Origin of the sequence: Pelistega ratti (assembly GCF_009833965.1) — a bacterium.
Lineage (GTDB): Bacteria > Pseudomonadota > Gammaproteobacteria > Burkholderiales > Burkholderiaceae_B > Taylorella > Taylorella ratti.
In genome coordinates this window covers 441,685-455,932 of record NZ_CP047165.1, presented here as the reverse complement: position 1 = coordinate 455,932, position 14,248 = coordinate 441,685, and the positions used below count along the sequence as shown (strand labels likewise).

The 14,248-nt window shown below is 33.5% G+C and carries 14 protein-coding genes; 12 read left to right on the top strand and 2 right to left on the bottom strand.

Translation table 11 applies throughout. The features are described from left to right. The first annotated feature begins 194 nt into the window (after positions 1 to 194). On the top strand, positions 195 to 758 hold the full coding sequence (locus tag F9B76_RS01900; protein WP_159990566.1) for an isochorismatase family protein: 564 nt from the start codon (positions 195 to 197) through the stop codon (positions 756 to 758). A gap of 131 nt (positions 759 to 889) precedes the next feature. Here F9B76_RS01900 and smpB read toward each other — a convergent pair whose 3' ends face one another. Beyond that, a complete protein-coding gene (gene smpB, locus F9B76_RS01895) occupies positions 890 to 1,339 on the bottom strand; it encodes an SsrA-binding protein SmpB (protein ID WP_159990565.1) in 450 nt (149 codons plus the stop codon). A 321-nt stretch (positions 1,340 to 1,660) separates the two neighbouring features. On the opposite strand from smpB, the gene F9B76_RS01890 reads away from it, so the two are divergent. Beyond that, positions 1,661 to 2,092, top strand: a complete 432-nt coding sequence (locus F9B76_RS01890) for a type II toxin-antitoxin system RatA family toxin (RefSeq protein ID WP_159992049.1) — start codon at positions 1,661 to 1,663, stop codon at positions 2,090 to 2,092. Beyond that, positions 2,085 to 2,441, top strand: coding sequence for an RnfH family protein (locus tag F9B76_RS01885; protein ID WP_159990564.1), 357 nt, complete (start codon positions 2,085 to 2,087; stop codon positions 2,439 to 2,441). The genes F9B76_RS01890 and F9B76_RS01885 overlap by 8 nt, the downstream gene beginning before the upstream one ends. A 138-nt stretch (positions 2,442 to 2,579) precedes the next feature. Here the strand turns inward: F9B76_RS01885 and ygfZ are convergent, their stop codons facing one another. Beyond that, positions 2,580 to 3,545, bottom strand: a complete 966-nt coding sequence (gene ygfZ, locus F9B76_RS01880) for a CAF17-like 4Fe-4S cluster assembly/insertion protein YgfZ (protein ID WP_159990563.1) — start codon at positions 3,543 to 3,545, stop codon at positions 2,580 to 2,582. Between the two features lie 151 nt (positions 3,546 to 3,696). Here ygfZ and mltG point away from each other — a divergent pair, with 151 nt between their 5' ends. The 9 genes from mltG to F9B76_RS01835 all read left to right on the top strand — a co-directional run bounded on the left by mltG (position 3,697) and on the right by F9B76_RS01835 (position 14,221). Further along, on the top strand, positions 3,697 to 4,716 hold the full coding sequence (mltG, locus tag F9B76_RS01875) for an endolytic transglycosylase MltG (protein ID WP_159992048.1): 1,020 nt from the start codon (positions 3,697 to 3,699) through the stop codon (positions 4,714 to 4,716). Beyond that, positions 4,716 to 5,330: a dTMP kinase gene (gene tmk, locus F9B76_RS01870; protein ID WP_159990562.1), complete on the top strand. Its 615-nt coding sequence runs from the start codon at positions 4,716 to 4,718 to the stop codon at positions 5,328 to 5,330. Before mltG ends, tmk begins: the two co-directional genes overlap by 1 nt. After that, positions 5,327 to 6,367, top strand: coding sequence for a DNA polymerase III subunit delta' (gene holB / locus F9B76_RS01865; RefSeq protein ID WP_159990561.1), 1,041 nt, complete (start codon positions 5,327 to 5,329; stop codon positions 6,365 to 6,367). Before tmk ends, holB begins: the two co-directional genes overlap by 4 nt. A 12-nt stretch (positions 6,368 to 6,379) precedes the next feature. Continuing rightward, a complete protein-coding gene (locus F9B76_RS01860) occupies positions 6,380 to 7,156 on the top strand; it encodes a TatD family hydrolase (RefSeq protein ID WP_159990560.1) in 777 nt (258 codons plus the stop codon). Between the two features lie 13 nt (positions 7,157 to 7,169). Beyond that, entirely contained in the window at positions 7,170 to 7,793 is a 624-nt protein-coding gene (locus tag F9B76_RS01855; protein WP_159990559.1) for an ankyrin repeat domain-containing protein, read from the top strand. Positions 7,794 to 7,907: 114 nt separating this feature from the next. Beyond that, the gene (locus F9B76_RS01850; RefSeq protein ID WP_159990558.1) at positions 7,908 to 8,672 is read left to right on the top strand and encodes a hypothetical protein; all 765 of its coding nucleotides are present in this window, start codon (positions 7,908 to 7,910) and stop codon (positions 8,670 to 8,672) included. 374 nt (positions 8,673 to 9,046) lie between these two features. Then, positions 9,047 to 10,162 (top strand): NADH-dependent flavin oxidoreductase, encoded by a 1,116-nt coding sequence (locus F9B76_RS01845; protein WP_159990557.1) that lies wholly within the window; start codon positions 9,047 to 9,049, stop codon positions 10,160 to 10,162. A gap of 97 nt (positions 10,163 to 10,259) precedes the next feature. Then, positions 10,260 to 12,326, top strand: coding sequence for an ATP-dependent nuclease (locus F9B76_RS01840; RefSeq protein ID WP_159990556.1), 2,067 nt, complete (start codon positions 10,260 to 10,262; stop codon positions 12,324 to 12,326). After that, positions 12,314 to 14,221, top strand: coding sequence for a UvrD-helicase domain-containing protein (locus F9B76_RS01835; RefSeq protein ID WP_159990555.1), 1,908 nt, complete (start codon positions 12,314 to 12,316; stop codon positions 14,219 to 14,221). The genes F9B76_RS01840 and F9B76_RS01835 overlap by 13 nt, the downstream gene beginning before the upstream one ends. Positions 14,222 to 14,248: the final 27 nt, after the last annotated feature.

The window sequence follows — 14,248 nt, the reverse complement described above, 5'->3', positions numbered from 1 at the left end:
TATTATTATCAACGACTCTTCTATTTTTAATAAGAAAAGTATTTTTACTATATCATCAGAATTTAAATAGCTTTTATCTATCAATAATTTTCTTAGGTTTAAATAATTATCTTTTATGCCTTAGTGAACTATCTACTTTATAGGGTAAATAAGCATGATATGATGTCTTTTTTGATGTGTAAAAGGAGATAGATATGCTATTAAAACCAGAAGAAAGTATTGTCATTATGGTAGATATTCAAGAAAAGTTAATGCCTGTTATGCACCGAGGAGATAGTGTTATTCAAAGTGCTGAGGCACTTTTACAAGCAGCGACACTTCTTAATATTCCAGTTATGACGACTGAACATTATCCAGACAAAATTGGTGCAACAGTTATCCCCTTACAACCTTATCGAGGAACAATCATTACAAAGAAAACCTTTAGTGCTGCTAAAGAACCATTATTTGTACAAACCCTTGCGGAGATTAGTCAAAAGGCTAACCGACATCAACTGATTGTGATAGGGGTAGAAAGCCATATTTGTGTTTTACAAACGCTGATTGAATTAGAGAAAACAGGGCAGTATCATTGCCATTTAGTCGTTGATGCTACTAGTTCTCGTAAAGTTAGTGATAAAACAATTGCACTAGAAAGAGTGAAAGAGGCGGGTATCTCTTTGATTACAACAGAGATGGCTATATTTGAATGGGCGGAAAGTGGTGAGCATCCGCACTTTAGAGTATTGTCTAAACTTATTAAAAATCTTAGTGATTAAGAAAATTATAATTAATCGGATATTAAGCGTATTACTTGAATAAGCATAATATCCGATATATTGGACATTAAAATAATATAGATAAACTTAATTAAAAATAGGGTTATAGTTAATGTAGCAGCAATTTCACATTAGAGACGATTATTTTTCATAATACGTTCTTTTTCACGCTGCCAGTCTCGCTCTTTGCTACTGTCGCGTTTATCATGCAGTTTTTTACCTTTACCCAAGCCAAACTCAAGTTTAATTTTGCCATTTTTATAATGCAAATTAAGTGGAACAAGGGTATAACCACGAATATCAACTTTACCAATCAAGCGATTAATTTCTTGACGGTGCATTAGCAGTTTACGGGTACGAGTTGCCATCGGGTGGATATGGGTTGATGCGGTTGCTAATGGACTAACATGCATATTTAATAAATACAATTCGCCTTCACGAACAATCACATAACTTTCGCCTAGCTGCACTTTACCCGCACGGATAGATTTAACTTCCCAACCTTCTAGTACAAGACCTGCTTCAAAGCGATCTTCAATAAAGTAATCATGGCGAGCTTTTCTATTTTCTACAATACTCATAATATTAGTTTTAATTATAAATGGATTATTTTAATTTAAGGAAATATATTTTAGGATAGAGGACTAGTAAGTAAGCTTACACACAGTCTATTATGCCATATTTATGGATAGAAAATACCTTTATAAATAAAGTATAAGATAGATTTTTGTATATTTACATCATGAATGGATAGTATTAGTTTGTCTAAAGCCTGTGGAAATTGATATCCTTTATAAAGATTTTCTCTTTATTTATGCTTAAATACATAAGGGTTAAAGTGAGTGAAGTCATTTAAATCTGTTAAAATGACACTTCTTATAACACTGATTAACGTGATGGTTATGCAAACTGTTAAACGCTCCGTCTTACTACCATACTCTGCGGCACAGATGTTTGATTTGGTAGCTGCTGTTGATAAATACCCTGAATTTATGCCTTGGTGTGGAGGTGCTGTCATTAAAGAACAAGATGAACAGGGGATGGTTGCTTCTGTAACGATTAGTTTTGCAAAATTAACACAAACCTTTACAACTAAAAATACGCATCATTATCCTCATAAAATAGCCCTACAATTAGTAGAAGGCCCTTTTTCTTCCTTACAAGGAAATTGGGAGTTTATACCACTAGATGAAACTGCCTGTAAGGTTGTATTTACGTTAGATTATGATTTTAGTAATCGAGCCTTAGCCTTATTAATTGGGCCTATTTTTAATCGTATTGCCAATAGCTTTATTGATTCTTTTACACAGCGTGCGCAGGCTATCTATGGCTAATATCATCATTCAAATTCTCTATTCTCCTCAAGCTGAAACCGTCTGGCAACAATCTATCTCGATAGAAGAGGGTAGTAGTATTGAACAAGCGTTAGAGGTGAGTCATTTATATCAGCAATTCCCTGAGATAGATAAAGAGACAATAGGTATTAGTATTTTTGGGCAAAAAGTGACTAAAACATATCATCTAAAAAAAGGGGATCGTATTGAGGTATGTCGTCAGCTTAGCTTTGATCCAAAAGAATCACGTAAGCGTAGGGCAGCACATCGACAAGCTGGTATTCTCAAGAAAAAGCACCTAAAACCTGATAGAGCAAGACGGGTCGAATATGATGAATATCAGTCTTAATATGGCTATATTATTTATGCTATCAAATTGTTAAATAAAAAATAGCTCTATTTTCATAAACAATGCCCCTCGTATTTGAACAAGGGGCATCTTTCTATTCAGAAATTAGTATTTTTACTATCAAACTACTGTTATTCTTTACTCTGGTTTATCTAAAGAATAAGGAACATCTAATAGAGTTAATGGTGAAGAAGAATTAAATTGAGCAAGTGTTAGCTGAGTTGGATTTTCTGTTGAGCGTAACTGAAGTTCAAGTAATAAATAAGTTTTACCATCAACACTAACCGCATTAACCACTTGACCAACAGGGGTATCCTCTACCATTACATCTGTTCCTAATAAAGCAGCCGTATCTTCTGTTACAACATCGATAACAGCAGGTAATGTTCTCCGCTTTAGATTACCTAAGTAGTGGCTACGAGCAATCACTTCTTGTCCAGGATAACAACCTTTTTTGAAATTAATTGCACCAATAGCATCTTGGTTAATGCTTTGTGCAACAAATTCTCCTTTGGTCGCTTCACCAATCCAAGGTAAAACAACTTGAATATCTTGTTTTTCCCATTCAGCACGAGAGCCTGCCTCACCAATCAGTGTAGGGCTTGTTTCTACATCTAAATCAACCACTAAAAGACGTTGAGTAGTATCAATGGTAGGGAATTGGATTGCATAGCGTTGTGTATTTAGGGCAATAACAGTAAATGAGGGTTGCTGATGTAATGCTACACTAGGGGTATCAATAAATGTTTGTATGGTAGAAGATAATGAAGTTAAGGGGGATAAATCTTCTCCCCAATAAGCGATTAATTGATGCGGTACAGTAGAAATTTTAACCTTAGCACGCAATACAAACATACTTAATCGTTTTTGAATAAAATCAGCAACATCTTGACGAAGTAAAGCATAATAGCAAGTAGGGCTTGCTTGCCAAAATAAAAGGGTAGAGAGGACACGACCTTTAGGATTCGCATAACTCGCTAATAAAGCAGTATGACCTGTTACTGCTTTCATGTCTTGGCTTAATTGCCCTTGTAAAAAAGTTAGGCTATCTTCACCTTCAAATTGTAAAAGAGTTAGGTGATTTAAGAAGGAATGTTTTATCATAAAAACCTCTTTATGCTACTTAATAGGTATATTGCTTTATGTAAATATATACCATCATACGCTACTATGAAAAGAAATAATAGAGAAACCCTAATCACAAGAATAGAAAATAGAGAAAACACTGATACAATATGAGTTTACAAAATTTTTGATGAAACGAATGCTTAAAAAGTTTTTTCTTCTTTTGGTGATAATGGTTTGTGCTATTGGTGCTTATATAGGATACCAAGTTTGGCAATGGCATAATGTACCTGTCATATTAAAAAATAGTAAAATTGATTTAACCATTCCAAAGGGAAGTTCAGTCAAGACAGTTGCCGATTTATTAATTAGTAATGGTGTAGAGATTAACCCTACTATTTTTACCCTTTATACCCGTTATACAGGGCAAGCGACACAGTTAAAAGCGGGGGCTTATGAAATTAGAGAGGGGCAAACTAGCCAAGCAATTGTGGATATGATGGCAAATGGTGAAATGAGTAAACGTTCTATCCAGTTTATTGAAGGGTGGACGTATAAACAAATCCGCCGTGCCATTGAAAAACATCCTGATATTGTACAAACATTAGGGGATATATCCGATACTGAATTACTCAAATTATTAGATGCACCAAGCAGTATTCAGTCAATGGAAGGTTTGCTCTATCCTGATACTTATATCTTTGTTCCGGGTGATAGTGATAAAGATATTATTAGACGAGCATATACTCAGGGACAACAGTATTTACAGCAAGAATGGAATAAACGTGCTGAGCGCTTACCTTTAAAATCACCCTATGAAGCATTAATTTTGGCTTCTATCGTTGAAAAAGAAACAGGACATGGTGAAGATAGAGGAAAGGTCGCAGGTGTTTTTACTAATCGTCTAAATAAAAATATGCCTTTACAAACAGATCCTACTGTTATCTATGGTATGGGCGATAAATATCAAGGACGAATCCGTAAAGTCGATTTACAAACGGACACCCCATGGAATACCTATACTCGTAATGGTTTACCACCTACACCTATTGCGAGTCCTGGTTTATTAGCTTTACAAGCAACATTACATCCTAATGAGCATAAGTTTTTATACTTTGTCTCTCGAGGTGATGGTACAAGTGAATTTGCAGAAACACTTTCACAACACAATCGTAATGTACAAAAATATATTTTAAAAAAAGGTGAATAATGTCTGGGCTATTTATAACACTTGAAGGTGTTGATGGGGCTGGAAAAAGCTCTCATACGGAGTGGTTGATTAATTATTTTCAGCAAAAAAATAAAGAAGTGCTACTTACACGAGAACCGGGAGGCACAGAACTAGGGGAACAGCTGAGAAATATATTACTCAATGAATCCATGAGCCAAACAACAGAAGTCCTTTTGATGTTTGCTGCTCGGCAAGAAAGTGTCGATAACATTATTAAACCTGCCTTAGCAGAAAATAAAGTCGTCATTAGTGATCGCTTTACCGATTCAACGTTTGCTTACCAAGGTGGTGGTCGTGCTTATGATATTCATCGTTTACAACAATTAGCTACATGGGTACACGCTGATGTTAATCCTCATTTAACGTTCTTATTCGATGTCCCATTAGAAGTTGCTCGTCAGCGTTTATCTGCTACACGTACAATGGATCGTTTTGAAAAAGAAGAAGAAACATTTTTTATGAATGTACGAAAAATGTACCTACAATTAGCACAACAACAGGCAGAACGCTTTGTTATTATCGATGCGACACAAAGTATAGAAGCTATTCGTCATTATTTAAAAACGGTTTTAGATAAAAGATTTGCCTTATGAGTAATGCTGCATTTTTCCCTTGGCAAGTGGATATAGCAAGAAATTGGCTCTCTCATCAAGATAGATTTGCTCATGCGTGGTTAATCCATGGTCAAGAGGGTATAGGTAAATTAAATTTTTGCCTTGCTGCTGCTAAATCATTGCTTTGTGAAAACCCCCAACAGGGGTTAGCCTGTGGTCATTGTCAATCTTGCCATTGGATGGATTTAGGTCATCATTTGGATTATCGCTTGGTATTACCCGATGCTTTACGCGATACTTTAGGGTTAAATACAGAAGAAAATACATCTAAGGATAATGAAGAGGAAACTAAACTCTCTAATGAAATTCGTATAGAGCAAATCAGGCAAATAGAAGACTTTATGACAGTGAGTACATTACGAGGGGGATACCGAGTTATTGTACTAGGCCCAGCTGAAAGTTTAAATACAGCGTCTTCTAATGCTATTTTAAAAATTTTAGAAGAGCCTGTTAAAAATACAGTATTTTTAATTTTTACGCATGCTATTCAAAAAGTATTGCCTACTATCTTATCACGCTGTAGGCGTTTACCTTTACCTATTCCATCAACACAATTTACAATTCCTTGGCTTAAAGAAAATGGCGTTAAAGACCCAGAGTTATGGCTAGCTTCCTCTTCAGGTGCTCCCTTAAAGGCATTACAACAAAGTGAATCTCCTTATGAACCCTTGAGTTATTGGCTAAAGGATTTTATTCAAATATTGGCTAAGGGCAATGTACCAGATTTGGATGATTTTGTTGCTCGCTTAGAAAAAGTACCTAATACGGATTGGTTAAGTAGTTTACAAAGTTTTATGACGGATTTATTACTGACGATGCATGGTGTTACACCTCGATTCTATCCTATTTTATCTGAGGTTTTACAACATATTGCACAGCGTACTAGTCAATCAAAAATAGCAGATTTACATACCTATTTAATAGGGCAACAACGATTGGCAACACACCCTTTAAATCCCAAATTATTTATTCAAGCAACATTACAGAAAGTAGCTATTACTTGTCTTAGAAAATAAGGTTTATGTACGATGTTTATTGATTCACATTGTCATCTGGATTTTCCAGAGTTAAAAGAAAATTTACCGACTATTTTAGCGAATATGCAAAAAAATCAAGTCCATCATGCTTTATGTGTCAGTGTTGACTTAAAAGATTGGCAGCAAATGATGGAAATGGTAGAGGCTCACCCTCAACTAAGTGCTTCAGTAGGCACACACCCTGATTATCCTGATACCATTGAGCCAAGTGTAGAACAGTTAGTTGAATTAGCGAAGCACCCTAAAGTAGTAGCGATTGGTGAGACAGGGTTAGATTATTATCGATTAAGCGAACCACTTGAGTGGCAACGTCAACGATTTCGTACCCATATTCAAGCGGCGGTGACTAGCCAATTACCCTTAATTATTCATACACGGCAAGCAAGTGCAGATACTATTCGTATTATGCAGGAAGAGGGAGCAGAACGCTGTTCTGGTGTTATGCATTGCTTTTCAGAAACCAGAGAAGTTGCCGAACAAGCGATGGCACTCGGATTTTATATTTCTTTTTCTGGTATTGTTACCTTTAAAAATGCAGTACAGTTACAAGAGGTAGCTAAAGCGATACCCTTAGATCGTTTATTGATTGAAACAGACTCACCTTATTTAGCCCCCGTTCCTTATCGTGGTAAAACGAATGATCCCTCAAAAGTAATTCATGTCGCAGAAAAAATTGCAGAATTAAAAGGTATTTCACTGGCTGAAGTAGCCAAAGCAAGTACAGAAAATTTTTATCGTTTATTTGCTAAAGTACCTATGCAAAGCTAAAAAGGAGAAGTATATGAAACGTATTTTACCTTATTCTCTAATAACACTTTTACTAATGACTTATATGCCTATTGCTTCAGCCGATTGGTGGAATGATGTTAAAAATAATCGTGTGACTTCAGTAACTAAAGCAATTGCGGAAGGACAAGATCCTAATGCTTTTAATCAAGAAGGACATACTGCGATTATTTATGCAGCAAGAGAGCAATCAAAAAAGTCCTATATGGCATTAGTACATAATACAAAAGTTGATGTAAATCTTGCTAATCGTTATGATGAAACCCCACTTATGTATGCGGCAATTATGGGGGATATGGACTTTGCCAAAGCACTACTTAATCGTGGTGCTCGAGTAAATAAATTAGGTTGGACTCCTTTACACTATGCCGCAGTTAAAGGGAAAACTGAAATGGTGAATTATTTACTATCGCAAGGGGCTTTACCTAATGCACCAGCTCCTGATGGTAGTTCTCCCCTATATTCAGCCGTACAATTTGGCAGTACAGCAACTATTAAAGCCTTATTAAAAGGTGGTGCTGATCCTTATGCGATTAACCAAGCAGGGAAAAGTGCAATGGATTTAGCCAAAGAGAAGAAAATGAGTAGTGTGATTAAGCTTTTTGAACAGAAACACTAAGTAAGGTATAACAAGCTATTTCTATTTAATCATCTGATAGAAATAGCATGATAAAATGCCAAACTAAGGATATTGCAATGATTCAGCAGTATCCTATTTTTTAAAAGGGCAAATATGAAGATTCTCTATAAAGCTATCTTGTATCCTATGATGTTAATGGCATCAAGCACTGTATTCGCACAGGCGGATACAGCCTTTTGTGATAGTGATTGGTTACAACATAGTAAAAAGATCAAAGGGGAAATTAGTCAGTCTCTTGCGCAGTTTACAATTAATGTACAAGAGGTTAAACGGCAAGATAGTCAGAATTGTCAGGCGACTCTACAGATTAACCTACAGACTCAAACGTTGATTCCAAATGCATCGGGTATATTTACACTCGCCGTACGGGATAATAAAGCAAATATAGAGGGAAAATTAACATCAAGTACGACGAATAGCCCTTATGGAGAATCCTCTGTTGAAGCTCAATTAATAGGGCTATTACTTAAACCTGTTTCGTATATCAAGGAGGGTACAAAAATACCAGCTAGAAAATATACGGCACAAACAACAGTTGATATGTTTTTAGCTAAAGGGTTTCCTCGTATTAGTCAGATGTTAATTCGTAATACGGTATTTTCTGCTCAAGCCAGTATAGTAGGATCATCCCAAACTATTAATACCGCAATGGGGGCATTGTCATGTATGCCTTTACACTATCAAGCAGAGGTTGCTAGTGGTTCGCTTTATGAATCATTAACGAAAAAAGAGCGTCCTTCTAAGATTAAAAAATTAGGTGTTACTGAGTGGTATTGCCCATCAATGGGTTTAAGTATGCAAACAGAATTCCGTTATCAGAATCAGTTATATACAATGAAAATTACGGATATTCAATAAAGCGTTTGCGTAAGTTTGCGTAAAGGGAAAATTAGAGATAGTTGAGGAAATAGGGTAGAAATAGTGATAAAAATTACGTTATTTGTTAGATAAATTTCATTAACAGTAAGCATGACAAATAATGTTAAGTTACTTGAACCGTTCTTTTGGCTTTACTAGAGAAAACTTATTTTATAAATTACTATTTCTCTCTGTTTTTCCCTTTATCTTTATAAATTTAAAGTGGCGTATTTTTACAATTAAATTATAATGTTTACGTCAAAAATAAAATTCTTAATAATAGCTTAGAAATTTATCAAATAATAAATAATTTTTCTACTATATAATGAATAAGCTATCATGAAATAATACAACCACAATATGGAGGAAGATAAATGAACCCAAAATATCAACCACTATTTGAACCTTATACGCTTAATAATGGTGTTATCGTCAAAAATCGCTTGGTTGTCGCACCTACTACGCATTTTGCCTCAAGTGAAGATGGGAGTATGAGTGAACAAGAACGACAGTTTTTAAGTAATCGAGCGGAAGATTTTGGCTTATTTATTACGGCATCTACATTAGTGGCTAAAGGGGGAAAAGCCTTTATAGGGCAGCCAGAAGCCGTGAGTGAAAAAGATTTACCCAGTTTACGGGAAGTAGCACAACTTATTCAATCACAAGGGGCAAAAGCTATATTACAGCTTCATCATGGTGGATACCGTAGTAAATCTATTTTAAATAAAGAGATTGTTGCTCCCTCTGCGATTTATAAAGCAAGAGCCTTAAATAATGAGGAAATTGAACGTCTTATTAATGCCTTTGCGAATGCAACACGTCTTGCGATAGAGGCAGGGTTTGATGGTGTTGAAATACACGGGGCAAATGGTTATTTGCTTCAACAATTTTATTCACGACAAACTAATTTTCGTACAGATAAATGGGGTGAGCCTCTGGCATTTCCTATGGCGGTGGTTGATGCAGTTATTACTATACGAGAAAAATATCAATGTCCTGATTTTATTGTAGGTTATCGTTTTTCACCTGAAGAGGCAGGGGACAATGGTTTAACAATGGTAGAAACTATTGCATTAATTGATGCCCTTACACAAAAACCATTACAGTATTTACATATCTCATTATGGGATTTTTATAAGAAAGTAAGACGTGGAGAGAATACTCACCTTGAACGAATAGCAGTTATTCATCAGCATATAGCAGGTAGATTACCGCTTATTGGTGTAGGTGGTTTATTAAGTGCAGATCAAGTTTTAACTGCCTATCAAACAGGTTGGGCAGAGTTTATAGCAGTTTCTAAAGCTATTATGCTCAATCCATTATTTGCGTATTTAATAAAGAGCGGTAGGGAAGATGAAATTATCACTGAATTAGATCCTGAAAAAACAGATCATTATGGTATCCCTGATGTACTTTGGGATTTTTGTTTGCAAGGAGAAGCATGGCTTCCACCTATTAAAGGAAAAGCATGGAAGCCTTTGGATGTTTAGGAAAGAGAGGGTTATAGTAGTAGTTTTTACTATAATGGATTATAAGTGATTTAACCTTTAAAATTAAGTCTATGGAAAGATAAAAGGAAATGATAAAATGATTTTGAAAAAAATGAAAGTCAAAAATTTTAGGCTCCTAAAAAATTTTGAATTAGATTTTAAAGATGAATTGTCGTTAGTTATAGGTAAAAATAATTGTGGAAAAACATCAGCCCTTATTATTTTGGATAAGATGTTAAATTCATCTAAAGTGATGTGGGAAGATATAAATTTGGAATGTCAGAAAGAATTTTATGAAAAAATAATTGATTTTGATATATCTGAGCAAGAGAAAGTTGCATCATTAGAAGCTGTTAATCTGCAATTATTTATTGAGTATGATGATAATGATTCATATGCAAATATTCAAAAATTCATGATGGATTTAAACCCAGAAAATAACATTATAGTGTTAGAATTTATTTCGTTAATATCTGCAAAAAAAATCATCGAATTAAAAAACCTTATTAGTGAAAAAAATATTGAAGATTTCAAATCATTTTCCAAATTTATGAGTAAGAATTTTGCAAACTTCTTTGAAACGAAAAAATATTCAAGAGGGTTTGATATTGAATCAAACCAAATAACGCAAGATAGATCAGAAGAAATTGATAATAAGGATATTCAAAAAGTCGTTAAAGTGGCAGGAATAAGAGCTGATCGAGCGGTTTCTAATGATGATCGTAACCATGTTTTATCAGGTTTAACTGGTAAATATTTCAGTTCCTATAAAGCTGCAAAAGATGAAGGTGAGTCGGTATTTACAAGACTTGAAGAAAGATTGGAGGAAGCCGATAAAGAATTATATAAGATTTACAATGGAGAAAAAAGTGAAAGTGGAGAAGTCATTGATGGCATTTTTAGTGATGTTATAGATGTTATAAAAACTTATGGTGGTGCAGAAAATGGAATTGATATAGCAATAGAGTCATCTATTTCAGAGAAAAATTTATTGTCAGATAATACAAACTTAAGTTATAGACAAGGGGGAGATTGTTCACTTCCAGAAACATATAATGGGTTGGGATATTTGAATTTAATTGGTATTGTATTTGAGATTGAAACCAAGATACAGGAATTATTTGAACAACCAGCAGATATAAATCTCTTATATATTGAAGAGCCTGAAGCACATACACACCCTCAGTTACAGTATATATTTATAAGGAATATTAAATCTCATATCAAAGCACATAGAAAAAAGTTGTTGGAAGACAAGAATAAACAGTTGCAGATTTTAATCACTTCGCATTCATCACATATAGTTTCTGAATGTAACTTTGATGATATTATATATTTAAAGAAAAACGGGAATACAGTTATAGCTAAGAGTTTTAATTCTTTAAAAAAAGAGTATGGTGGAGATGAACAGAAAGGATTTAAGTTTGTAAAACAATATCTGACAATAAATAGAAGTGAACTTTTTTTTGCTGACAAAGCTATTTGTATAGAAGGAGATACCGAACGAATCTTAATGCCAATGATGATGCATAAGATTGATAATAAAGAAAATCCAGAAGGAGATATTATCCCACTATTATCACAAAATATTTCTGTAATAGAAGTTGGGGCACATTCACATATCTTTATTCCACTATTTGAGTTTTTAGGTATTAAGGCTTTAATATTAACAGATATAGATGCCGCTAATAAAAATGACAATGGGAGATATGTAAAATCACACCCTAAGGAAGCAAAGTATACAAGCAACGCTTCCATAAAAGATTTTTTCAAAGATACTGGTCTTGATGAATTAAATGATCAATTTGGAGAACTTGTAGAAAAAAGACCCGAGGATAAAATTAAAAATAATATTCGAATAGCATATCAAATACCGGAAACTGATGGTGAGTATCAAGCAAGTAGTTTTGAAGATGCATTTATAGCATTAAATAAAGACTTTATTATAAAGAATAAAGAAGGGCTTTGTGAATATGGAGCTTTAAAAGATTTTTCGAATGATGAAATAGAAAATGGTGATTATTATAATTTTGCTTTGAATAATGTGAAAAAGAAATCTTCATTTGCATCAAGCTTATTGTATTTTGATGATGAGAATGGCGAAGAAGATGAAAAATGGGCAGTTCCACATTATATTGAGGAGGCCTTATTATGGATACGCTAACATTGGAAAAAGAAGTGTTAGAAGCTCTTCAATGTATAAAAAATGGTGAAAATTTTATTTTAGAAGGTGGAGCAGGAAGTGGAAAAACATACTCCTTAATTTCCTTAATAAATGCACTCACAGAGGAATTACCAGATATTAAGATAGTATGTATTACATATACAAATAACGCAGTTGCAGAAATTTTATCAAGAATAGAAAATGAGAACCTTTGTGTTTCAACAATACATGAGTTTATATGGGCTCTTATCAGAAAATATCAGAATGAAATAAAAGATATTTTAGTTGGGCTTATTAATGACGATAATGAAAAGAACTTTAAAAAGCCAAAAGATTTTTCTGAGGATTTAATTTCTAAAGAATATTTCGAAAATCTTTATGTGGATTATGACGAGTATTATTCTGTAACGCCAAATGATGAAAATAGAGTGAAAATCAGCCATGATCACATTTTGATTGTTGCAGAGAAAATGTTTGAGAAATATAAAAAAATAGCAGACATTTTAAAGGATATTGCAGATTGTATTTTTGTTGATGAATATCAGGATACAAGTCCTTTAGTTGCGGATATTTTACTAAAGCATCTTGAACAAAGCAATAAGAAAAATGTAATTGGTTTTTTTGGAGATTCAATGCAGTCTATATATGACGACGGAGTTGGTAATTTAAATCAATATAATTTAACTAAAATAGTAAAGACGCAAAACCGAAGAAATCCAAGAGTTGTAATCGAAGTAGCCAATAAGTTTAGAGATGATGATATTGAGCAAAGCCCTTCAGAAGATACAAATGCACCTAATATGGAGAATGGTACTATTAGAAAAGGTAGTATTAAATTTTTATATGGAAATGAAGCAGATGATTTTATAAGCATAAAGGAAAAGAGTATTTTTGAATCTTGGAATTTCTCGGATGGAAAACAAACAAAAGAGTTAAGGTTAACACATAAATATAATGCTGAAATGGCTGGATTTAAAGGCTTATATGATCTATATAATGCTGATTTGATAATTACGCTTATAAGCAAGATAAAGGAAAAAATTGATAAGGGAAATTTAGACAGTGATAAGACTTTGGGAGAATTGGCGTTAGAGGTAAAACCGATATATAAGAAAGTAGAGTTGCTGGATCAAATTAACGGAAACGAAATTTATCAGTCAATATACAGTGTTTTAGAAGGTATGTCATGGGAAGAAGCTTGCGAAAAATGTAGAGTTACTAAGGAATCACTTATGTCATATAAATTAAATGGGATGAGTGGTAGATATGAAGCTAATTCTTATAGAGATAGGATTTTACGCAGATTAGATATATTAGAGGAAATTATTGAATTATATGGGGCTAATAAATTTAATGATTTTCTACGAATAACAAAATTTTCTATTCATGATAGGAATGATAAGATTTGCCTTAAGCAAGCAATAGAGTATCTGGTAAATGAAGATAATAAAACGATAGAAGAAGTTTTAAAGTATGCAGAAGGAAATAAGTTACTAAAAGAAGATGAATTATTCAGTGATTATATTTTAAATAAAGGGTTTTATTTATGGGAGAGAATAAAAAAGATAACATTTAATCAATATAGAAAAAGTGTTTTATATTTAAAAGAATTTTCACCAATTTGTACTCAACATAGTGTTAAGGGTAGTGAATATGATAATGTACTTCTTGTATTAGAGTCTGATTGGAATAAATACGATTTTAATACATTATTTGGAAAGGGGTCTTCAAATTCTAATGTTCAACTAAGAACGAAAAAATTATTTTATGTATGTATAACGAGAGCAAAAAAAAATTTAATAATATATATGCCTACTAATGATTCTGAGATAGTAAATAAAGCTAGGGAGTTCTTTGGTAAAGAAAATGTTATAGAAATATCTTCGATAAAGTAGAAGAGTTTCACTACCTTATCATATTTT